The following is a 23,684-nucleotide window of genomic DNA, read 5'->3' as shown; positions in this document are numbered from 1 at the left end:
GTCATCTTTATCAATCGTTAAGACAAAAAGTTTTTGTTCGATCGTCCGGTCTATTATTAGCATACTCGGCTCTATTCTAAATTTTTAGGAGGGGTGATATGACACAATTTATAGAACAAACTCTCAACCTTGCCCCCTTTAGCTGGGCAGGCCTTGCAGTATGCATGCTGTGTGGTTCGTTAATCGGCATCGAGCGGCAAACACGCGGTAAACCAGTAGGCATCAGAACCTCGATTCTGATCATCAGCGGTACTTACTTCTTCCTCACCATGGCGATTAGCCTTTCCCCTAATACGCTCGATCAAGCTCGTGTGCTTGGTCAGATCATTACTGGGGTGGGTTTCCTTGGTGCAGGCGTGATGATGACGCTAGACGGCAAGATTCATGGCGTGACCTCAGCAGCCATTATCTGGGTGCTTGCTGCACTTGGGATGATGATTGCCCTTGGTCACCTTTCACAATCAGTCATTATTACGCTAATGGCGCTCGTGATTCTGCTTGGTGTCGATAAGGTGGAAAACAGCTTTCAGAGCTTGCGCCGTGGTGTTCACCAGAAGTGGATGCGCAAAGGACGCGTGAAGAAGTAGCCTCAATCTAAGACAAACATTAAAAAGGCCTAGTCGTGTGGCTAGGCCTTTTGTGTATCCGGCAAATTAATACACCTCAATACACACTTGATTCTTACCCGCGGCTTTAGCTTTGTAGAGCTGTTCATCAGACGAACGGATACTCTGGTTTTCCCACAAGTGCCCTACACTGTCGAATTTATACAGAGAGTAGAGCGTCGCGCCACCAGAGACCGAGATACTGATTTTATCGCCTGTTGGACATCGATAGCTCTGTAAGCTGATGTCGTTTTGAATTCGCTCAAAGATCGATGAAAGCAGCTCAGATGATTCGCCCGTAATCGCGACAACAAACTCCTCACCGCCAAAGCGAGCCACAATGTCTTGCTGCCTAACACTGTTCATCATCAGTTGAGCGACGTGACAGATCACCTCATCCCCTACTTTATGACCATGTTGATCGTTCACCACCTTGAAGTCATCGATATCAAACACGCCCACGCCAATAATCGGCTCTTCATCTTGCGCCAGTAATCGAGCCTCAAAACCACGTCGATTCAATAACCCTGTCAGCGGATCTTGCATCGCTAAATCATTTAAACGCTTATGTTCTTGTTTGGTATAGAAGCGCCACAGCGACAAGGCTGATACAAGATACAAAGCCAGTAAAATGAATAACTGAACCCTCTCCATCTCCAACACATGTAAGAAGTGCTCGCTCTTATCTTCTTCGATAGTCAGGTATAGCTGTGTGTTGATGCCATCGACATACAAAGGTCGTGAGTGGGTAAAATCCATCAAGCCATATTTGTTGGCACCTCTGACACTCGTCACCTCATAACCATGTGCTGGATTCGATACGAGATTAGAAACATAACCATCAACGCCTAACACCCCTTTGAACTCGCCATTGACGTAGATCCCCTTGGTTAAGGTCACGACTTTCTTTCCGGTCAGGTAGTCATCATATTGCCCGGTATACACCACCTGTTCTTTGCCTTGAGAGAGGCCAAAGCGAATCGTATTCACCCAATAAGGACGGCTATTCACGACCGAATCAAAAGTATCGCCCTTAATGTAGCTAGCAAAGTCAGAAGGCGAAGAGATGATGAACTTCTCTTTCGAGATGAAGTAAATCGTAGAGATGGTCTCTATGGTGTTGGCGAAATACGCCATGGTAGGTGCGATGAATAAGCGCTTGGCCGCTTCAGAGTGAAGTTCTGAATTAGGGTCGCACATCTCGCTCGGGCCAGAGAACATAAAGTCAAAACGAGGGGCTTGCTGCTCTTCACTAATAAAGTAACACGTCTCACCCTCAACCTTTTTGTCATGAGAAAATACGTAGGTATCTCCATGCAATGGGTAGAGCGCAGTGATGTTGTACTCAAGTGCATTAATGATCTGTGTGAGCTCGGTTAAAGAGCGTGTCACGCCTTGGTTTTCAATTCCATACTGTTTATCTGATTCTTCCGCTGAATCAACGAGCAACAAGCTCAAAACTACTAAAAAAATGGCGGTCAGGCTTAAGAAAGCCCTTTTAAAATCGACGGTATGGTGATTAATCAAAGCATATAAATCATCGTTGGGGATTTATCGAACATTGTACTTATAAATAAAAACGGCGCAACATTAAATATAAAACAACATGCTTATTGGGTAGCTTACAGGGATTAGATGAAGGCCGAGACTAAAACTAATCACACCTAAGCAGAAAAACTTAGGCGTGAGAATAGCTTTAAATCTAGATAAGAAAATCACTCGCCGATAGTGAAACTAAAGGCTCAGATACCGTCTTACTTAGCAAAGTTCACAATCGGGAAGCACGGGAAGAAGCCGTTGTCAGCACAGTTGATCAGACCAATCTGTACGCCTTCGATTTTGTTGGTTTTGTTGAAGATACCAACCTGAACCGTAGAAACATCTGAAAGGTTAGCTGCGCCAACATCGACCATAGTGTCGCCTTCAGAGTAGTTTACGAAACTTACGTTCGCGCCTTTCACATCGTTAGTGATGTTCACGGCACCTAAGTTAAGACCCGTTGTTTGGCCTGTGTTCCAGTTGAAGAAACCCAGTGACGCACCTGTCATCTCTTGGTTCACTTTAGATGCACCAAAAATACCTAGGTTCACACCTGTTGTGGTTTGTGTTTCTGACATACCAACAACCGCAAGATCAAGACCTTTAAGGTCATTTACTTGTCCGTGAAGTAAAGCCAAGCGCACACCGCCAACTGCATCTGAATCAGGTGCGTTGAAGCCGTTGATTGTTGAAAACATAACTGGCGAAGAAGCGAATGCCGCAGGTGCCATTACCGCTGCCGACACAGCAAGTACTGAAAGTAGTTTTTTCATTGGGGAGTCTCCACTGACTTATTGTTGACTTGATTTATACATTATCAATCAAGCATTTATTGTCCTTTATTCAACAGCTATCCATGTTAAATCGATGTCATAACTGTACTGTTGAATATAAGACTCTAAATCATAAAGAGCAATATAAAGAAAGGGATACGATAAGAGGTAAGAGTAGCCATCGGCACACATTTCGATGCACAACACTAAAGATTCCCTATCACGCTCGTACCTCGCAGTAGGGAATGATGATTTCTAAACATAAAAAACGGAGACCGAGGTCTCCGCTTTAAAGCTTATGTATGGCTTTCTCTGCTATAGAGAAAGAGGATGATTACATCATACCGCCCATGCCACCCATACCGCCCATGCCGCCCATATCAGGCATTGCAGGAGCTGAATCTTGAGGCTTGTCTGTCACCATCGCTTCTGTTGTGATCATAAGACCAGCAACTGATGCTGCGAATTGTAATGCAGAACGAGTCACCTTAGTTGGATCTAGGATACCCATTGCAATCATGTCGCCGTATTCGCCAGTCGCCGCGTTGTAACCGTAGTTACCTTCGCCAGCACGAACGTTGTTAGCAACAACAGACTCTTCGTCGCCTGCGTTCTTAGTGATTTGACGGATAGGCGCTTCCATTGCACGTAGTGCAACACGGATACCTACGTTTTGCTCTTCGTTGTCACCTTCAAGGTTAGCAACTTTAGATGCAGCACGGATAAGTGCAACACCACCACCAGCAACCACACCTTCTTCAACTGCAGCGCGAGTTGCGTGAAGTGCATCTTCTACGCGGTCTTTCTTCTCTTTCATCTCAACTTCAGTCGCAGCACCTACTTTGATTACTGCAACACCGCCAGCTAGCTTAGCTACGCGCTCTTGAAGCTTCTCTTTGTCGTAGTCTGAAGTTGCGTCTTCGATTTGTTGACGGATTTGAGAAACGCGACCTTGGATCATCACTTCATCACCCGCACCATCGATGATAGTCGAGTTTTCTTTAGTGATAGTAATACGCTTAGCTTGACCTAGGTCTTCTAGCGTTACTTTCTCAAGGTCTAGGCCAATCTCTTCAGAGATAACCGTACCACCCGTTAGGATAGCGATATCTTGAAGCATAGACTTACGACGGTCACCGAAACCAGGTGCTTTAACAGCTGCCACTTTAACGATGCCACGCATGTTGTTCACAACTAGAGTTGCAAGCGCTTCGCCTTCTACATCTTCAGCGATGATAAGAAGTGGACGAGATGCCTTAGCAACTGCTTCTAGAGTCGGAAGAAGTTCACGGATGTTCGAAACTTTCTTGTCGATAAGAAGAATGAATGGGCTTTCTAGATCAACAGAACCCGCTTCTTGGTTGTTGATGAAGTAAGGAGATAGGTAACCGCGGTCGAACTGCATACCTTCAACTACGTCTAGCTCGTCTTGTAGAGCCTGACCTTCTTCAACGGTGATTACGCCATCACGACCCACTTTTTCCATCGCTTCAGCAATGATGTTACCTACTGTCGAATCAGAGTTCGCAGAGATAGTACCTACTTGAGCGATAGCTTTAGTATCAGAACATGGAACGGAAAGACCTTTTAGCTCTTCAACTGCAGCGATAACCGCTTTGTCGATGCCGCGCTTAAGATCCATTGGGTTCATGCCAGCCGCTACAGCTTTTAGGCCTTCAGTGATGATAGCTTGAGCAAGAACGGTTGCAGTTGTTGTGCCGTCGCCCGCTGCGTCATTCGCTTGCGAAGCTACTTCTTTAACCATTTGTGCGCCCATGTTTTGGAACTTGTCTTCAAGTTCGATTTCACGTGCTACAGAAACACCATCTTTAGTGATTGTTGGTGCGCCAAATGATTTGTCTAGAACAACGTTACGGCCTTTAGGACCTAGCGTTACTTTTACAGCGTCAGCCAGAACGTTTACACCTTCTAGCATTTTAATACGTGCGTCGTTACCAAATTTAACGTCTTTAGCAGCCATCTTTATTTCCTTTAAATTCTTTATTCAGTCAGTTCAGTTTTATGGGTCGGATTACTCAACGATCGCCATGATGTCGTTTTCAGACATGATCAGAACTTCTTTACCGTCGATCTTTTCTGACTTAGTGCCGTAGCCTTCAGCAAAGATAACAGTGTCGCCAACTTTAACGTCCAATGGTTGTACTGAACCGTTTTCTAGGATGCGGCCTTTGCCAACAGCTAGAATTGTACCGCGAGTTGATTTTTCAGCGGCAGAACCAGTTAGAACGATGCCACCAGCAGATTTAGATTCAACTTCTTGGCGCTCAACGATAACTCGGTCGTGTAGAGGACGGATATTCATCGGTCGTATCTCCTGATAATTTCCATTTAATTTGATAGTTGCCACGATTGGCATGGGGTTAAAGAGTATGTTGGGGCGATGCGGAAGATCCCAAGGGGGTGAGTAGAACTTTTGTGAAGAAACTCAAACAACAAATGTAAACAAAAAACGGCTAGTGAGTCGCACTAGCCGTTTGAAACTTAGTCTTCTTTTCTAAACGCAAATCGTATTAGCACTATCGCAACACCCAGCATGCCACCTAATAATGTGCCTAAAACGACAATCAAAGCACGTTTGGGTTTATCTCGAGTAATTGGCTGTTCAACATTTTCTAGATAACGAAACGTTTGAAAATCAACGGTGCGGTCAATTTCAAGGTTGTTCAGCATATCTAACTTTGCGTTAATCTGTTGTAAACGAGGCTCTATAACACTTAAATTTTTAACTGATTCTAAAGCTTTAACTTTCGCACTTAAGCCTCTTGCACCCAAGTCAATACTAAACAGTTCTTTCTCATTGCCTGTTTGTATGGGTTTGTCTACACCTGCTGCTTCCGCAATTCCCATGGCGAACCTAGCTCTTTCCGTTTCTACCAATAATTGATTTTTAGCCTGGCTCTCGAGAATCCTTTTTTGCTGCATCAACTCGTTACGTTTACCATAGAGCACAGCTTGTAGGTTATTAAATGCGTCCTCACGCACTCTCGATTCAGTAAATGAAATATAAGCAGATAACAACTCGAAGCTACTTTGTTTTGTAGCAGTTTGAAATTTAACCACATAGGGGGAATTCCGCTCATTCTTACCGACGATAGATGCTGTAATTCTCTCAAACCACTCAGCGTACAACCTACGAATTACTTCATCATCTGTTGTTTTGGAAGCGCCATCAACGAGTCGGCTTTTAAGTTTTTGAAAGTCCGAGTTACTATCTAAAAAAGTGCGCTTATTGTTTGTCGAATTAAAAGAGTGTATGTAACGCTTGAATAGAGTCTCAGCATCCACTAGCCCTTCTAATTCTTTACTAACTAATACTGTTCCATCGTCTTGATAAATATTAAAAACTGGCTGGAACTGACTAACTTGATGCTGGTAAGCTGCGATATGTTGAGGTTAAGGCTCAGTGATCTTTGCTTCCGAAGACCACCACTCTTGAGTTAGTAAGGCAAAGCAAAAACTACCCACTAGAAACAATACAGTGGAAAGTATAATTATTAATTTCCCGTTCCACAATGTTCTAAAAAGCACTCGAAAGTCAATTTCTTCATTTGAATTATACATTGGTAGATTCTCAGGGGAGTACTGCTGTAGTTGACTCTTTTGCTTCACGGTAAATCTCTCAAAACATCTAAATAAATAACGGCAGAATGCTATCACACCGTATGCTGTTAGTATTGTGCGATTTGTAAACTTTATGACAACGATCTTCAGCCTACTCACAATTCACTGTATTCTAACTATATTCTAACTATATTCTAGTTCAATCGGCGTTTTACATGCAAGATAAGCACGGGCTATTAACCGCCCCAATTGCGAGTACATTACGTACCATGACCATTCCGACTATCTTCGGCATGGTTGCGATCTTGATGTTTAACTTGGTCGATACTTTCTTTATCTCATTACTAGGCACTCAAGCACTTGCAGCTGTGAGCTTTACCTTTCCAGTTACCTTCGCCATTAACTGCATCACCATGGGCATAGGTGTGGGGCTTTCCACATGTATTGGGCGGTTACTGGGCCAAGGCTGCGCACAAAATGCCGCTCGCTTTACTTGTCATGGATTATTGCTTGCTGTGCTACTTGTTGGCTTTGCATCCATACTAGGATTGGTGACACTTGAGCCGATGTTTATCTTATTGGGGACAGAACCAGAGTTATTGCCACTGATATCTGAATACATGACGGTTTGGTACTTAGCCATTCCACTGCTTGTTATCCCAATGGCAGGCAATAGCGCGATACGAGCGAGTGGCGATACCAAAACCCCCGCTAAGATCATGATGTTGGCGGGTCTGATTAACGGTATTCTCGACCCGCTGCTGATCTTCGGTTACGGGCCTTTCCCTGAACTTGGGATACAAGGCGCCGCCATCGCCAGTGGTTTCAGTTGGTTTGGTGCGTTGTGTGGTTCGCTGTATGTATTAATCAAACGAGAGAAGTTACTCGCTCTGCCAAAAGTTCAAGAAGTTGTCCGCGACTGGAAACAAATCCTCACCATTGGCACACCCGCTGCACTTTCCAATGCATTGAACCCACTCGCAGGTGCCATCATTATGATGATGTTGGCCAAACAAGGAACCGAAGCCGTGGCTGCTTATGGTGCTGCTCAGCGTATTGAATCGATTCTTATCATCGTCTTGATGTCTCTCACTTCGGCACTCACCCCTTTTATGGCGCAAAACTTTGGGGCAGAGAATCCACAACGCAGCTTCAAAGCCCTGTTCTTAAGCATGCGTTTCGCCGTGCTATTCCAAGGTTTAATCTTTTTAATGATGGTGCCTTTGAGCATACCGTTAGCCGCCCTCTTTTCTCAAGAGGAGTCAGTTCGAGGTATCTTGTGGCACTACCTATTAGTTGTGCCATTTAGCTACGGCTTCCAAGGCATTGTGATGATGTTAATAAGTGCTATGAACGCCATGCATCAACCAATGAAAGCCTTCCAATGGAGCTTCATGCGCCTGTTCGTATTTACCCTGCCATTTGCCTGGGTAGGCAGCCAACTTGATGGCGTCGAAGGGCTGTTTATCGGCCTAGCGTTAGGAAACATCATGGGTGGTATTTCAGGGTACCTGTTTGCGCTTCGTATAAGGGTTAAAGCAGATGCGGGATGCGAGTAATCGAGATGCAAAAAGATTAAAAAGCAGATGCGGGATTCGAGTTGCGGGATGCGAAAAGACAACAAGCGGATTCGATAGGATTTCAGAACGAATATCAAGCTCAAGTGACATTCGAATAAAACCACGTCATTCCCTATAGCGAGTAATGAGCACAGTAGGGAATCTATTATTCATGGCTAATGCCGCATTGTTTGAGATTCTAGTACACTTCGTCCCTCAGTTCTAGAATGACGGTTTAGAGCAGATAAGAGATTCAGGTATCAATATGAGAAAAGGGTTTAGAGCGTTAAGCGGATACTACATTCGAAGTGCTTTAGAGTAGAAAGAGACTAGAAGAAGGAAGATGACATGGAAGGCTGTACTTACAAAATGCTCTACGAAGTACCAATTGGCAAGATGATCATTGTTAGTGATGGCGTATCGATTATAGAGATCGACCATTTGAACCATGATGAGGCTATTGTTTGCAACCACGATGAATTATGCCTCAAAGTATCTCGCCAACTCGACGAGTATTTTACTGGTCAAAGAACTGAATTTGATTTGCCATTGAAAGCGACAAAAGGCACGGACTTTCAAAAATCAGCTTGGCAGGCTCTCACTTCTATTCCTTATGGCGAAACTATTAGCTATGGCGAACAAGCAAAGAGAATGGGCAAACCAAAAGCAGTAAGGGCTGTAGGTGGTGCAAACGGTAAGAACCCGTTTAGTATTGTGGTTCCATGTCATCGAGTGATTGGTGCCAATGGAACATTAACAGGCTATACCGGAGGCATGAACCGCAAGGAGTGGTTGTTGGATTTTGAACAGTCAGTTCTGAAAGCGAGATGCGAGTATACGGGGTACGAAATACATATAGCATAGATACGAGTAAACGAGTGTGATAGGGAATCTCTCTCAAGGTACTGAATGTGACACATCAACGTAACATGAGATTCCACATATTTCGTTCCTCAATTCTGGAATGATGGGATAAAGCGGATGAGAGAGGAGATATTCGGGATGCGAAAACATGTACGGTTCTCATTCTTTTCGTGACCGGCTTACTGACATCACGCCCCTCTCTTAAGATCTCCTCATCTCGTATACTAGTATCTCGCATCTATTCTCCAAGCTCTAGATACAAAAAAACGGCTACACTCGCGTGTAGCCGTTCTAGTATTCGATGACAGTTAAGTGATTACTTAACGATCACATCGCCTGACATCTCAGCAGGGATTGCGATACCAGATAAAGAAAGCATCGTTGGTGCTAAGTCAGACAGTTTACCGCCTTCTTTGAACTCAACGTCTTTGTTACCTACATAGATAAGTGGCACTGGCAGGTTAGTGTGCGCTGTGTGGATGCCGCCCGTTTCTGGGTTAACCATCATTTCTGCGTTACCGTGGTCTGCTGTGATAAGCAGTTGGCCGTCAGCTTCTTTGATTGCTTCAACCACTTTACCAAGACACTCGTCTAGAGACTCTACAGCTTTCACTGCTGCATCGTAAACGCCAGTGTGGCCAACCATGTCACAGTTAGGGAAGTTACAAACGATAGCGTCGTATTTGCCGCCTTTGATTGCTGCAACTAGCTTTTCAGTTAGCTCTGGTGCGCTCATTTCTGGCTGTAGATCGTACGTTGCTACTTTTGGAGAAGCAACAAGTTGACGCTCTTCACCTTCGAACTCGTCTTCGATACCGCCATTGAAGAAGAAGGTAACGTGCGCGTATTTCTCTGTTTCAGAGATACGTAGCTGTGTTTTACCTTCCTTCGATAGCCATTCACCATAGGTGTTCTCTAGAGAAGCCGGTGGGAATGCACATAGAAGCGGGATGTCTGCAGCATATTGAGTCAGCATAACGAAATCGATCGCTGGGAATACGTCACGAGCAAAACCATCGAAATCAGCAACAAATGTGCGTGTAATTTCACGAGCACGGTCAGCACGGTAGTTCATGAAGATAACCGCATCGCCATCAACGATAGCTGCAGACTCTTCACCTCCCGCTTTGATTTCAGTCGCTTTAACGAACTCATCGTTTTCGTCACGAGCGTAAGCCGCTTCTAGGCCAGCTACTGCAGTGTCGAATGTGAACTCAGCTTTTGCTTGAGTCAGCAAGTCGTAAGATTCTTGAACGCGATCCCAGTTGTTATCACGGTCCATTGCGTAGTAACGACCAATAAGCGAAGCCACACGACCTTTACCTAGCTTAGCGAATAGCTCTTGGAAACGTGCAAGTGTATTTTCTGCGCTACGTGGCGGAGTATCACGACCGTCTAGGAATGCGTGTAGGTAGATTTTCTCTGCGCCACGCTCTGCTGCCATTTCAACAGCTGCGTAGATGTGATCTTCATGAGAGTGAACGCCACCTGGAGACATAAGACCCATGATGTGAACCGCTTTCTCTGCTTTAACCGCTTTATCAATAGCGTTCACTAGCGTTTCAGTTTGGCCGAACTCGCCGTCTGAAATTGACTTAGTAATACGAGTAAGATCTTGGTATACCACACGACCCGCACCGATGTTGGTGTGACCCACTTCAGAGTTACCCATTTGACCATCAGGTAGGCCTACATCTAAGCCAGAAGCCGAGATTAGCGTGTTAGGTTGGTTAGCAATAAGACCGTCTAATACAGGTGTATTTGCGTTCGCGATAGCGTTGTCTTGGTTGTCTTCACGGTAACCGTAACCGTCAAGGATCACTAGAGCCATTGGCTTCTTAGCTGACATAGGACTGACCTCGTTCAATTCAAAATAAATCGGTATAAAAACAAATTAGCGTAATTTTACTACAGTTTACAGTCAAAACTGTAGCGGAAGATCAAGAAAGGGCGCAGGTAGGCGGATCGGATGTGAAAAAAAGTGTCATTTTATGTTATCAGCTCTAAACTACCTACTTCAGTAGATGGTTATCATTCAGTTTCGCTTTGCCTGTAGTTCCGCCCATTTAAATGCTCCCTTGATTTTAGCGAAGTCAAAGAGGACAAATAACACGAGCAGATATAATCAAGCACCCACGTATTTTGGAGATGTCAATATTACATGATGTGGACACCAAAGCATCGATTTAGGTTGACCACGTGCACTTGGTAGTAAAAGTTCCACCTAAGTTATCGATATGCAAGTGGATGGGCGTATTGAAAGGCAAAATAGCTTTAAAACTCTTTAGTAAATTTCCATATTTAAGGAGAAGCAAACTAGGATAACCACTTTTGGCAAAGGAACGATTTTGTCGATAGCGTAGGAGTTAATGAAAAAATCATTCGACGTTATGTAAGATATCAAGAAAAAAGAGTGCGTGAATCAGCAGTAATTGGCGCTGGACTAAACCAAGCCCTCCCCTTTTTCGGGGGCTCGCACAAAACCACCTTCTTTAGAAGGTGGTAATTTACTTAGTCGGATATTTAATCCATCTGAAAACTCAGCGCTATCGATATATTTAGCACCAAGAAAAGGCTAGCAACATAATTACTCGCTGCTTCTATTAATTATTTTTTATTGCATCTTTTTGTTTCAGAGCAGCATTCCAAACTAAATCACCAATCCCGTCAGTCGGCTTAAATCCAGTTGGTGCATCAAGTAAAAGTTGACGAATTGTATCATGTTCAAGATTGTGACAAGCAAAATCTAAAGATTCGAGCAACGCATCATATTCATCGATTGGTAGAAATACTTCTTGAGCTGTAAGAATTCGCTCGTGAGCTGTAGGTTTTACATTATCTCCAATCAATAACTCTTCGTAAAGTTTCTCGCCAGGTCGAAGACCCGAAAATTGAATTTCAATATCACCATGTGGGTTCTCTTCCGTCTTAATAGAAAGTCCTGAAAGGTTAACTAAATTTTCAGCGAGAGAAGTTATTTTTACCGATTTACCCATATCAAGAACGAACACATCCCCTCCTTTACCCATTGCACCAGCTTGTATGACAAGTTGAGCAGCTTCGGGTATAGTCATGAAAAAACGAGTAATGTCGGGGTGGGTAACGGTTAAAGGTCCACCAGTTTTAATTTGTTTTTTAAATAAAGGAATAACAGAACCAGAGGAACCAAGAACATTTCCAAAACGAACCATACAAAAACGTGTACCGTTATCTTTTTGGTTTTCTTGTTCCGCTAAAGCTTGTAAACCTAACTCGGCCATACGTTTAGTCGTTCCCATTACATTCGTTGGGCGAACCGCCTTGTCTGTTGAAATAAGAACAAAAGATTCAACGCCTGCTTCAATTGCGGCATTTGCAGTATAATAAGTACCGTAAATATTATTACGAACACCTTCGACCACATTATATTCAACCAAAGGAACATGCTTGTATGCTGCAGCATGATAAACTGTTTGAACGGCAAAGGACTTCATTGAAGTTAGCAAACGATGAGAGCGTTGAACTGAGCCTAGTAATGGTACTATTTCAACATTATAACCTTCGCTCTCTATCAGTAGAGATAGCTCACGGTCGATCTGATATAATCCGTACTCAGACACCTCAAATAAAACTAAGGTTTTAGGTTGTTGTTTCAATATTTGACGACACAGCTCAGAGCCAATTGAGCCACCAGCCCCTGTCACCATCACCACCTTGTCTTTAATATTAGCTTCCATCAACACCTGTTGGGGAGCAACTGCATCACGTCCCAACAAGTCCTCAATGGGAACGTCAGTCAGCTCATCTATTTTAGCCTTCCCTGATATGATATCAGCCATATCAGGCACAGTTTGAACTTCTATCGGGAGCGGAGCTAATAAGTCTAGAATTTGCTTGCGGCGAGCTCGTGAAGCACTAGGTATTGCTAGTAATACTTTTGAAATCTCATACTTTTTTAATATAGCTTTTGAACTATCTAGGTCTACAACCGGTAACCCTAAAATCATAGTATTAACAAGAGTTTTATCTTCATCAATAAATGCTCGAATTCGATATTTTTCCGACGCTCTAAGAGATACAGCAAGCTGACGCCCACCAGATCCTGCTCCATAGATCACAACCTCTTCTCGAGGATCTTTTGAAGTGGTTGCGACAAGATTCCTAACGACAAGACGTGAACCGCCACATAATAACGCCAGGTAAGCACCGTAAATAATAGGAACTGTGCGAGGAATTGGTTCTTGTAAGTAGTATGCAAATACAGCCAAGGCGACTGCTGATAATATTGCACCGGAGGCAACAATAAATAAGGCTTGAAAGGTAAGGTATCTAAGTACAGCTCGATACAGTCCTATTTTAGTAAAAATCAGAACTGTTGATACTACAGTTAAACCAATCAATAATATATTATCACTATCATTCAAAAACCTAACATCACCTAGCCTTGTCCACAAAGCAGCATGTAAAGAAAAAAGGATAAAAAGACTGTCAATGGTAACACTGATAAGTCTCTTATGGACGCGTGAGAGATGCCAGATAAAATTTAGACGTTGCATAAAATAATCTTATTAAATTAAAGTCGTTTGAAATTGACAAACTCCTCCAAGTAATAGCTACAGAGATACCCAAGAAGTTTGAAATAGACAGTGTATCAAGATTGAAAAATAACACTATAGAGAGTATCCCACTTCGAATAGATACTACTTTATTGCATCACCAGATCCACTTCCACTAACTGTCATAAATATATACTTAAAGTATTGACTTAACGTCATAGAGTCTATCATTTGTTTATCTACCGTCGCCAAAAGCTCTGGAGTAGACATATCAATATTTTGCACTTGGGCTAACCCTGTTATACCAGGTAAAACATTGTAAACACCTCGAGTATCTCGAGCTTCAATTAAAACTTCCTGATTGAATAAATTCGGACGAGGCCCAACTAAACTCATTTCACCTTTCAATACATTGATTAACTGCGGAAGTTCATCAAGTTTTGTATTACGTAGAAAACCACCAAACCTAGTTATAGAACTATTGCTTGCTAAATGACTAGCCACCGACTTAGTTTCCATCGACATAGTACGAAACTTAAATAGTTTAAATGGTTTTTTATTCCTTCCCACTCGCTCTTGTATAAAAATCGGACTGCCTGTATCAAATAAACCAATAATTGTTACAACAAATAGGATTGGCCATAGGAATAACAAACCCACAAGAGCGGCAGAGAAATCTAATAATCGAATCATATGTATTAATTCCTTGAGTTGCGTAATAACGACATCGATTGTTTCATGGTTAAAGGGGGAGTCCATCCAAGAATTTTTTTTATATTTGAAGAGTCAACTTGAAGGTCTCCGTATAATTGTTCTACTATTTCGGACTTTCCTAAAATCTTACCAACAATCTTTATTGCCCATACTGGGACTGGAAACTGCAAGATATTCTTACCAATACCATCACCAATTACTTTAGTAAATTCTTTGATTGAGACAGTTTCGTTGTCACTTGCAAGAAAGATGTTGCCGGCTGCATTTTCATGGGTGGTACATACAATCAATAAGTCAGCCAGGTTTTGAACAGAGATAAAATCCCTACAATTACTTGCTAAACCAAATGGTAAGACAGGCACCTTCTGAATTAACTTAATTAGCCTACCAAAATTACCTGGTGCATTTGGACCATAAACTAACGTTGGTCTTACAACAACAACCTCTAACCCTGTTTTTTTTGACAAATCCCAAAGCCCCAACTCAGCTTCATATTTTGACTGCGTATAGGAGTTATGAGGTTTTGCTGTATCGTCTGGCAAAAATGGGCCTTCGAGTGATGTAGTTCCATTAACGCCAATCGAGCTAACAAAAACAAAACGTCTGACACCGGCTTCAGCAGCTTTTAAAGCAAGCTTCAATGTCCCTTGTGTATTTATTGAACTATACTCAGATTCAGAAAATGAATTGTTATGTGCCAACCCCGCTAAATGAATAATAGAGTGGATGCCATCAAAACAATGACTCCAATTTGTTTCAGAGTCAATGGTGGGAACAACAAAATAATCTTCGAATGAATGGTCAACACCCACACGCACTACATAACGAAATCTATGTTCTCGCTTTGCAAGTTCTTTGCCTACAAACCCTGTAGCCCCTGTTACTAATGTAGTCATTACTTATATGCCTATTTAACAAGAAACCCTTGCTATGGAACCATTACCAGAAATTTGGTATTGTTCTAAAGATCCAGGAATAAACACTGATTCTCCTTTATGCAATACTCTGCTCTCTGTTTCAACAACAATCGTAACACTTTCGGATAAACAAAGTAGCACCTCTGGGGAAAATATATCAAAAGTTATAATATCCTTCGGGCTTACAACTTCAAAGCAAAAATCGTCAACAGGGACTGAATAAACCTTTCGCTCTATTCCTTCATAACTAGGGGTCAATACCAAACTTTCCAAAGCAATAGGTTCAAACTTAGTGTTCTTGAGTAGTTCTTCCACATCAATATGTTTAGGGGTTAAACCAGCACGCAAAACATTATCCGAATTAGCCATGACTTCAATCGCCAGCCCATAAAGATATGCGTGAGGAGTCTCAGCGTACAAAAACATAGCTTCCCCAGGTTGTAGTTCAACAACATTTAACAAAAGTGGTGTAAATAAACCTATATCTTCTGGGTAAATTTTATAAAGATCGTTTATGAGCATTGACGGTTGATACAAAATATGATCTTCTTTTATCATATTTACCGAAATCATAAGCTCATCGATAGCTTGTTTTTTTTGCGAACCTTCTAAGGCAAGTAAACCCCGAAAGAAAGTAGCTAAAGTGGAAGAGCTAGGCTCTTTCTTAAAAGGTTGAAAGCAATCCTTCAATACCGAGAGTTCAAGAATATCGAAATTAGAAATGATCTGATCCAATTCTCTAAAACCATTCATTGCTTTATAGGGAGTTATTGCATAGACGAGCTCAGGTTTATGATTTTCATCTTTATAGTTGCGATTTGAGGCATTCAATGGTATCCCTCGTCTATTCTCCTCGGAAAAACCGACCGTTGCAACCTCTTTAGATGGATGTACTTGTATCGAAAGAGGTTGCTCTACAGCAAGAATTTTCATAAGAAAAGGGAGTGATGATGAGTACTGTTTTACATTATTACCTAGCCAATACTCAGGGTTGCTTGAAATCATATCGTAAAGTGAAACATCAACACCATCTTGGAAAATAAATGAACTTGAGCTGGAATGCGCTCCCATCCACAACTCTGCCTGACGTTCAGAGTTGGGGTTACTTATTCCAAAATGGTCGCAAATCGCAGTACGACTTCCCCAAAGGAAGTTTTTTATCGGGTTTTTCAACGTGTAAATCATAATCTAACTCAAGAGAGCTGGTGAGGGTTACATCATACAGCTCATCTATTTTCATTTTTTATTCAAGTTAAGCCATTAAAGCCTTGTGTAGAACCAGCTCAACTAGGGTAATTGCTTCATCCTGTGTATTAGCTTCCACATAACAGCGGAGTTCAGGTGCGTTGCCTGACGGACGTAAATGAATGATTGCACGATTAGAAAGCTCTAGCCTTAAACCATCTGTATTATCAATACTAATAACATTAAGCTCTGACAAGCCCAGAGAGTTTAATAGTTGTTGAATATTATTACGACCACTTTCCAATATTGATAAACTCTTTTCTGGCGCAAAGTTTTGAATTCGGTCGCTATGCGTAAAGCGTTGTGGTAATTGACCTACCAAGCTTTTGATCGATGATGTTTTAGCTAAAGAAAGCAACATAAGTGCAGGTAAAACGGCATCTCGGGTTGGCAGTGCTTGTAGATATTTCCCATTCACCGAGACATCACTTCCGAGCAAATATCCTCCGTTGGCTTCAAACCCCGCAACTCTTTTATAAGTTTTTGCTAACTCAGAAAATTCAGCGATTACATAAGGGGAACCAATGCGTGTCTTAGAAACTGATTTAAATTCTGGCGAACTGGCAATAATGGTGTTACAGCTCACCGGAACCGCTAAAGCATCAATTTTAAGCGCTTTAGAACAAAGCAACCCCAGAATATCACCACGAAGCCATTCACCATTCTCATCGGCAACTAAGGGTCTATCGCCATCACCATCTGTTGAAAAGATAAAATCTAAATCATACTGTTTGGACCACAGGCGTGCTTTCTCCTTGTCAGATTCAGCAACAGCTTCAGTATCAATTGGCACAAATTCATTCGTGCGTTCTAATGAGATAACTTCAGCTCCTAGCGACTCAAAAATCCCTTGATAAATATCCCTTCCAGCACTTGAATGCTCATAAATACCAATACGCTTTCCTACCAGTAAACCTGCATCAAATAGATCTGTATAACGCGCTCGATAGAGTTCAGTCGCTCGGCAGTCAACCGTTAAATCAGGTAAAGTATTGATGGCATTGAAGTCAACGCTCTGAGTTAAGATGGCTTGTTCATCCGCTTTAGTTATCTCGCCATCCGGACGGTAGAACTTAATTCCATTACGATCAAATGGTATATGAGATCCCGTCACCATTATGCAAGGCATATTGTCTTGCATTGCGGTAAACGCTAGAGCCGGAGTAGGAACAACACCGTAGTAGACTGCCTTTACACCAGCATCAGTCAGCGCTTGAATAACAGCTTGGGCCATTATTGGACTACTTGGACGATTATCAATTGCCACAGCCATTTGAGTGAAAGTAAAGTTTCTACGCATTGATACAACGAACGCATGCGTAAAGGCTGCACAGACGTCAGGTGTAAACTGATTGACGAGCCCTCTTGCACCACTCGTGCCAAATTGCACACCTGAAGCACTAAGCACTTCGCTACTGATTAATTTCTTTACCATAATTTTCTATCTCAATAAGTAGTTAGTAATCGCCGCCAAATTTAGATGCTTGCTCATCAAACCGAACAATATCGTCTTCTTTTAAATACGAACCTGATCGAACCTCAATAAGCTCTAATGGTACTTGCCCTGGGTTTTCTACAGAGTGGGGGGTGCCCACTGGAATATACGTTGATTGATTTTCAGTTAGAAGGAAAGTTTCGTTGCCTTTTGTCACTTTAGCCGTACCAGAGACAACAACCCAGTGCTCAGCTCTATGATGATGCATCTGCAAAGCCGTCTTTTCTTTAGGTTTAACATACACTTGCTTGACATGATAACGCTCACCTTCCGATACCGTCTCATGGGTCCCCCATGGACGATAGACTTCTTGATGCTGCTGACATTCTGCTCTATTTTGTTGCTTTAGCTGATTCACAATTGACTTTACATCTTGAACCTTATCTTTATCAGCCACTAATACAGCATCTTTTGTTTCCACAACGATAAGGTTTTCAACACCCACAGTGGCAACGAGTTTATCTTGTGAATATATATAGCTATTATTCGTTTGCTCAGTTAACACATCACCACGAGTAGCATTGCCCCGCTCGTCTTTATTGTTCACTTCCCAAAGCGAAGACCAAGAGCCGACATCACTCCAGTTAGCGTCCATAGGAACAACCACTGCTTTTTCTGTTTTTTCCATTACCGCAAAGTCTATAGACTCGTCAGGAATCTGTGAAAACAAGTCAGATGACATTCGAATAAAATCCAAGTCCTCAAAGTGACTGTCGTACGCACTTTCACATGCTTCAAGGATATCAGGCCTGAACTTTGCTAGCTCTTCAAGATAGACCGATGCTTTAAATAGAAACATACCGCTGTTCCACAAGTAACTACTATCTTTTAGGTACTCTTTTGCGGTCTCAAGATTTGGCTTTTCAACAAAACGATCAACACTAAAACCACGACTTTCATTAGCGACAGTCACCGTATCACCAGTTTTAATGTAACCATAACCCGTTTCTGGAGCATTTGCTTTGATACCGAAAGTTACCATATCACCACGTTTAGCGTACGGGATAGCTGCTTGTACTGACTGGTGGAAAGATTCAGTATCTTTAATTACGTGATCTGCAGCAAGAACCAACATCAATGCATCTTCGTCGGTAGACAAAGTAAATTTTGCAGCTAAAGCAATAGCTGGAGCAGTGTTGCGTCCAATTGGCTCCAATAATATGCCGCTATTATCGCTATCAATACGGCGAAGTTGCTCAGCAACTAAGAAACGATGCTCTTCGTTACAGATAACAAATGGATCATTATGTTCCAAGCCTAACATACGGCTTAAAGTCTGCTGAAGCATAGTTTGCTCACCAGTTACCGCAAGAAATTGTTTAGGGTATTTGGCGCGAGATAGAGGCCACAGACGACTGCCTGACCCGCCAGCCATAATTACAGGAATAAGCATAGTCAACTCGTTATTCGTTAATTAAGTAATAGTTCTAATTATTTAAAATACCATTTAGTATGGAGATGTACTTTATCGCTAGTCAATAACTCATCTTTGTCAAACCAACTATATTGGGAATGTTGAATATTCCTGGGTAGCTTCAATTGACTGCGAGCAACAGTGAGTTTGTAAGCAATAGCAACGTAGTGAGTCGAAAATTCATTGCCAAATACATTGTCATCATAAAGGTGTGTATAAGGCCCCAGCAGTGTAGCTTGGGAGAGCTGCAACTCACGTCCGAGTTCCTCTAAAGTTAAACGAGCAAAAGCATCATCAAGCTTTTCATCTTTAAGGATACGACCTCCGGGGACGAACCAAAAACCTTGAGCTGGTCGATTTAAACGCTCTCCAAGTAAAACTTGACCACTTTCGTCCTCAATAACTAAGTCAATTGAAACTAATGGCGCACTTTCAATCACTTGAGAAAAGCGTTGTTTGCTTAAAAACATATGCTTTGTTTAAATCCTTATATTAACTCGACCCTAGGTACTTTAACCGCGATAATTGTCTTGATTCTCTAGGAACCACTGGTAAGTCATAGTCAAGCCATCCTCTAAGCTCGTCTTCGCTTCCCAGCCCAGATTCTGTAAACGTGAAACATCCATTAATTTACGAGGAGTGCCGTCTGGTTTCGTAGTGTCAAATTTAATCTCGCCGTCAAAACCAACCACTTTTGCGACAGTTTCAACAAGTTCACGGATAGTACAATCTACACCTGTACCGACGTTTACATGACTAAGCATTTCTTGTGTATTTTCTCGATACACCTCTTGAGCAAGATTCATTACGTAAATTGAGGCTGCTGCCATATCATCTACATGCAAAAACTCTCGCATAGGTTTACCACTGCCCCACGCAACAACTTTACTGTCACCATTCAATTTTGCTTCGTGGAAGCGACGCAACAATGCAGGAATGACGTGAGAATTTTGAGGATGAAAATTATCATTTTCACCATACAAATTAGTTGGCATTACTGATCGATAGTTGCGACCATATTGGCGATTATAAGACTCACACATTTTAATACCTGCAATCTTAGCGATTGCGTAAGGCTCATTGGTTTCTTCCAAAGTGTCAGTCAATAAAGAGTCTTCACGCATCGGTTGTTGTGCAAACTTTGGATAAATACAAGACGACCCCAAGAATAGTAAATCTTGAACACCATGCAGATGTGCAGAATGAATAATATTGTTTTGAATCGTCAAATTTTGGTAAATAAACTCAGCAGGGTATGTGTTGTTAGCAACAATCCCACCGACTTTCGCAGCTGCAAGGTAAACTTGATCAATATGATGAGTCGCAAAAAATGCCTCGACTGCCAGGGCATCTAACAGGTTAAGCTCGTTACGATCTTTAGTAATAACTTCTACTGAAGACTCTTTAGATAGTTGACGAACAATAGCTGAACCAACCATACCTTTATGACCAGCAACAAATACTCTTTTCATACTAGTTCCGATAATATAAATACAAAAAGCAGAGCCCAAAATGAGGAACTCTGCAATATAAACGAATCAGTACTACTGATTAATTAGCTTTCTAGTGAGATTGCAACGTTAAATCCGTGTTGTTTTAGAACTGCGTGCTGTTTTGCCTTGTCTATATCAGACGTAACCATTTCTGCACACATTTCTTCAACGGTGATCTCTGGAGTCCAGCCAAGTTTGGCTTTCGCTTTACTCGGGTCACCAAGCAGTGTCTCCACTTCCGCTGGACGGAAGAACCGAGGGTTTACTTTTACAATGACATCACCAACTTTCACCTTTGGTGCCTTTGCTTCATCAATAACAACCACAGTTGCGATTTCATCAATCCCTTCACCGGAAAACTCAAGCTCTATGCCCGCTTCCTTCGCTGACAAGCGAACAAACTCACGCACAGAGATCTGCTTACCAGTAGCAATAACAAAATCTTCAGCCTGTCCTTGTTGAAGCATCATCCATTGCATTCGAACATAATCTTTAGCATGCCCCCAGTCACGCAACGCATCCATGTTGCCAAGCTCTAGGCACGACTCTAGACCTTGAGAGATGTTCGCGATAGCTCGAGTAATCTTACGAGTTACAAAGGTTTCACCACGGCGTGGTGATTCATGATTAAACAAAATACCATTGCATGCGTACATACCGTAAGATTCACGATAGTTAACCACAATCCAGTATGCGTACATTTTTGCTACAGCGTATGGAGAGCGTGGATAAAACGGCGTTGTTTCACGTTGAGGAATTTCACGAACCTCCCCGTAAAGCTCTGAGGTCGACGCTTGGTAAAAGCGAGTTTTCTTTTCTAGCCCGTTAATACGAATCGCTTCAAGAAGACGAAGAGTACCCATGCCATCTACATCAGCAACATACTCTGGTGATTCAAAAGAAACCGCCACATGCGACATTGCGCCTAGATTATAGATTTCATTAGGTTGAATATCTTTAACCAGTCGAATCAAATTTGAAGAATCCGTTAGATCTCCATAGTGCAGTTTAATATTAGCGCCTTCATTTATTAGCGCATCAATACGTTCGGTATTATATGATGATGCTCGACGAATAAGACCATGAACTTCATAGCCCTTTTCAACCAAAAGCTCCGCTAAGTAAGAACCATCCTGGCCAGTAATACCTGTAATTAAAGCGACTTTCATCAAGCACTCCTATTTTTATACGTTTTAGTTAATTTTTAAGAACAACTTAAATAAATTTGGCGATATTGTGCATAGTGTTTACTCAAGTCAAAGTCTTTCGATTTAGAAGTAGCTTGTTCCCTGTAAAAGCTATAGTTCTGCTCTATGCATATCAGTGCTTTCTTTATACTATCTGGACAGTTCTCAACCAGCAAACCATTATTAGTGATTAACTCGGGGCAACCTCCTACATTGCTCAACATTAGAGGAATACCAGAAGAAGCAGCCTCAAGCGCAGCCATAGGGAGACCTTCACTGTCAGAGATTAAAGCAAACAAGTCATATTTAAAAAAATCATTAAAGTTATAAATTGAACCATGGAAAGTAATATTATCACTACTTTTACAAGAAGCTCTCAAAGGGCCATCTCCAACTATATCCAATTGAAAGTTTGGGTTACCAGAAATAGCCTCTATTAATAGGTCAGGTCTTTTCGGATGTTCAAGTCTACCTAAAAAGAGAACTTTAATTCGCTCACCCTTCACCTTGAAAGGTGCAGTGCTTCGAGGAAACACACAATTTCTAATATATTTAACTTTCTTAGCAGGTATTTTAATAACTTCAATTGCGTCATACTTATCTTTTTCAGAAACGCATAGTACAGCATCAGTAATGTAAGATAGCAGCTTCTCTACCATAATAAATAATTTTTTAAACCGATTACCATTATAAATACAGGACCAACCATGAGATACGTAGACAACCCTAACCTTAGGATAGAGTATCTTACACAGTCTGGCATATATACCTGCATTTGCTGAGCTGGCAACTATTGTTTTTACTGATTGGTTGCGCATTACTCTAACAATGGAGAAAAGCGTCAGTATGGAAAATATTCTTTCTATTTTTGAGAAATAAAAAATTTTAGCTAAATTTGAACATTCATCACTCAACCAACCTGGTTTATTTGTGATCAATATTTGTTTTTCCTTGCCATCAAACAAGTGAACTTGATCTCTAGTCCAAGTTTGAGCCCCACCAATATCACCTTTCGTAATCATATAAGCAATAGTCATCGAATAAACCTTTTAAAGCAGGCGATTGAAAAGCCTAGTAAAAACTTGATCTTCAACGAGGCTAAAAACTCTCGAAGAAAATATCCTGCGACTTCGCAATAAGGAAGTAAGGCCCCTTTTGATTGCCCCTCTCTTATACGGTATTTTAATACAATCTCACTAGAAAAATGAAAATTATATGACTTATTAAACATTCTGATCCATAGGTCATAGTCTTCGGACTGAAGACCTCCAAGATATCCACGAATACTTATCAATGCATCTTTTCTAATCATAGTAGCAGGGTGAACTACTGGGTTTTTATAGATTAGCTGCTTAATCGATGCAGAACCGAGATCTTTTACTCCTATTTTACGATCAGTTTCATCAATCAGTTCCGCAGAAAAAGCAACTACATCATACCCATGTCCAATATACTTCTTGCAGATAGAAAGACGCTGACTAAAACAAACATCGTCAGAGTCCATTCGAATAATATATTGACCTCTAGCTTGATCAACACCATAGTTCAAATTATAGGACAATTGACCGATTGACGTTCTAAATAATCTAATTCTCTCATCATCATACTTACATAATTTATTATATAATTCATCACTACAGTTATTTGCAACAATAACAAACTCAAAGTTTGGGTCATCTTGTTCCAAAACACTAAAAATAGCTTGGTCTAAAAATGGATTATCTACATTGACACACATTAAAAAAGAAAACAAATGACCACC

19 protein-coding genes and 2 pseudogenes are annotated in these 23,684 nt (G+C 41.7%); 4 read left to right on the top strand and 17 right to left on the bottom strand.

Annotated features, from left to right (window positions below):
- Positions 1-98: 98 nt before the first annotated feature.
- A complete protein-coding gene (locus OCV12_RS01030; protein ID WP_048607785.1) occupies positions 99-587 on the top strand; it encodes an MgtC/SapB family protein in 489 nt (162 codons plus the stop codon).
- A 66-nt stretch (positions 588-653) separates the two neighbouring features.
- Here OCV12_RS01030 and OCV12_RS01025 read toward each other — a convergent pair whose 3' ends face one another.
- The 5 genes and pseudogenes from OCV12_RS01025 to OCV12_RS01005 all read right to left on the bottom strand — a co-directional run bounded on the left by OCV12_RS01025 (position 654) and on the right by OCV12_RS01005 (position 6,547).
- Positions 654-2,078, bottom strand: coding sequence for a sensor domain-containing diguanylate cyclase (locus tag OCV12_RS01025; protein ID WP_261885916.1), 1,425 nt, complete (start codon positions 2,076-2,078; stop codon positions 654-656).
- Positions 2,079-2,359: 281 nt separating this feature from the next.
- Positions 2,360-2,917: a VC2662 family protein gene (locus tag OCV12_RS01020; RefSeq protein WP_176680779.1), complete on the bottom strand. Its 558-nt coding sequence runs from the start codon at positions 2,915-2,917 to the stop codon at positions 2,360-2,362.
- A 334-nt stretch (positions 2,918-3,251) separates the two neighbouring features.
- Positions 3,252-4,898 (bottom strand): chaperonin GroEL, encoded by a 1,647-nt coding sequence (gene groL, locus OCV12_RS01015; RefSeq protein WP_048607778.1) that lies wholly within the window; start codon positions 4,896-4,898, stop codon positions 3,252-3,254.
- A gap of 51 nt (positions 4,899-4,949) precedes the next feature.
- Entirely contained in the window at positions 4,950-5,240 is a 291-nt protein-coding gene (locus OCV12_RS01010; RefSeq protein ID WP_017061289.1) for a co-chaperone GroES, read from the bottom strand.
- Positions 5,241-5,419: 179 nt separating this feature from the next.
- Positions 5,420-6,547 (bottom strand): annotated as a pseudogene (locus tag OCV12_RS01005) (LPS O-antigen chain length determinant protein WzzB).
- Between the two features lie 167 nt (positions 6,548-6,714).
- On the opposite strand from OCV12_RS01005, the gene OCV12_RS01000 reads away from it, so the two are divergent.
- Positions 6,715-8,058 (top strand): MATE family efflux transporter, encoded by a 1,344-nt coding sequence (locus tag OCV12_RS01000; RefSeq protein WP_261885160.1) that lies wholly within the window; start codon positions 6,715-6,717, stop codon positions 8,056-8,058.
- A 348-nt stretch (positions 8,059-8,406) separates the two neighbouring features.
- Positions 8,407-8,922, top strand: coding sequence for a methylated-DNA--[protein]-cysteine S-methyltransferase (locus tag OCV12_RS00995; protein WP_261885159.1), 516 nt, complete (start codon positions 8,407-8,409; stop codon positions 8,920-8,922).
- A 316-nt stretch (positions 8,923-9,238) separates the two neighbouring features.
- On the opposite strand, the gene gpmM is transcribed toward OCV12_RS00995, so the two are convergent.
- Positions 9,239-10,771 (bottom strand): 2,3-bisphosphoglycerate-independent phosphoglycerate mutase, encoded by a 1,533-nt coding sequence (gene gpmM, locus OCV12_RS00990; RefSeq protein ID WP_261885158.1) that lies wholly within the window; start codon positions 10,769-10,771, stop codon positions 9,239-9,241.
- Positions 10,772-11,083: 312 nt separating this feature from the next.
- Between gpmM and tnpA the strand changes: the two are divergent.
- Positions 11,084-11,428, top strand: a pseudogene (gene tnpA, locus OCV12_RS00985) (IS200/IS605 family transposase).
- A 97-nt stretch (positions 11,429-11,525) separates the two neighbouring features.
- Here tnpA and OCV12_RS00980 read toward each other — a convergent pair.
- The 11 genes from OCV12_RS00980 to OCV12_RS00930 form a co-directional block, all read right to left on the bottom strand.
- Positions 11,526-13,457, bottom strand: coding sequence for a polysaccharide biosynthesis protein (locus tag OCV12_RS00980; protein ID WP_261885157.1), 1,932 nt, complete (start codon positions 13,455-13,457; stop codon positions 11,526-11,528).
- 144 nt (positions 13,458-13,601) lie between these two features.
- Positions 13,602-14,150: a sugar transferase gene (locus tag OCV12_RS00975; RefSeq protein WP_261885156.1), complete on the bottom strand. Its 549-nt coding sequence runs from the start codon at positions 14,148-14,150 to the stop codon at positions 13,602-13,604.
- Positions 14,151-14,155: 5 nt separating this feature from the next.
- On the bottom strand, positions 14,156-15,067 hold the full coding sequence (locus tag OCV12_RS00970) for an NAD-dependent epimerase/dehydratase family protein (protein ID WP_261885155.1): 912 nt from the start codon (positions 15,065-15,067) through the stop codon (positions 14,156-14,158).
- A gap of 15 nt (positions 15,068-15,082) precedes the next feature.
- Positions 15,083-16,273, bottom strand: a complete 1,191-nt coding sequence (manA, locus tag OCV12_RS00965) for a mannose-6-phosphate isomerase, class I (RefSeq protein ID WP_261885154.1) — start codon at positions 16,271-16,273, stop codon at positions 15,083-15,085.
- A 67-nt stretch (positions 16,274-16,340) separates the two neighbouring features.
- Positions 16,341-17,768 (bottom strand): phosphomannomutase, encoded by a 1,428-nt coding sequence (locus tag OCV12_RS00960; protein ID WP_261885153.1) that lies wholly within the window; start codon positions 17,766-17,768, stop codon positions 16,341-16,343.
- Between the two features lie 22 nt (positions 17,769-17,790).
- A complete protein-coding gene (locus OCV12_RS00955; protein ID WP_261885152.1) occupies positions 17,791-19,221 on the bottom strand; it encodes a mannose-1-phosphate guanylyltransferase/mannose-6-phosphate isomerase in 1,431 nt (476 codons plus the stop codon).
- A gap of 38 nt (positions 19,222-19,259) precedes the next feature.
- Positions 19,260-19,712: a GDP-mannose mannosyl hydrolase gene (locus OCV12_RS00950; RefSeq protein WP_261885151.1), complete on the bottom strand. Its 453-nt coding sequence runs from the start codon at positions 19,710-19,712 to the stop codon at positions 19,260-19,262.
- Positions 19,713-19,754: 42 nt separating this feature from the next.
- Complete coding sequence (fcl, locus tag OCV12_RS00945; protein WP_261885150.1) at positions 19,755-20,714, bottom strand: GDP-L-fucose synthase; 960 nt, start codon at positions 20,712-20,714, stop codon at positions 19,755-19,757.
- Positions 20,715-20,797: 83 nt separating this feature from the next.
- On the bottom strand, positions 20,798-21,904 hold the full coding sequence (gene gmd, locus OCV12_RS00940; protein ID WP_261885149.1) for a GDP-mannose 4,6-dehydratase: 1,107 nt from the start codon (positions 21,902-21,904) through the stop codon (positions 20,798-20,800).
- A gap of 35 nt (positions 21,905-21,939) precedes the next feature.
- Positions 21,940-22,959: a glycosyltransferase gene (locus tag OCV12_RS00935; RefSeq protein ID WP_261885148.1), complete on the bottom strand. Its 1,020-nt coding sequence runs from the start codon at positions 22,957-22,959 to the stop codon at positions 21,940-21,942.
- Positions 22,956-23,675 carry a glycosyltransferase gene (locus OCV12_RS00930; protein ID WP_261885147.1) on the bottom strand — a complete coding sequence of 240 codons (720 nt, stop codon included), beginning with the start codon at positions 23,673-23,675 and terminating at the stop codon, positions 22,956-22,958. The genes OCV12_RS00935 and OCV12_RS00930 overlap by 4 nt, the downstream gene beginning before the upstream one ends.
- Between the last annotated feature and the right edge of the window lie 9 nt (positions 23,676-23,684).

It is taken from the genome of Vibrio pomeroyi, from assembly GCF_024347595.1.
In the GTDB taxonomy this organism is placed as follows: Bacteria; Pseudomonadota; Gammaproteobacteria; order Enterobacterales; family Vibrionaceae; genus Vibrio; species Vibrio pomeroyi.
The sequence above is the reverse complement of the archived record's forward strand: the minus strand, read 5'-3'. Positions and strand labels throughout refer to the sequence as shown.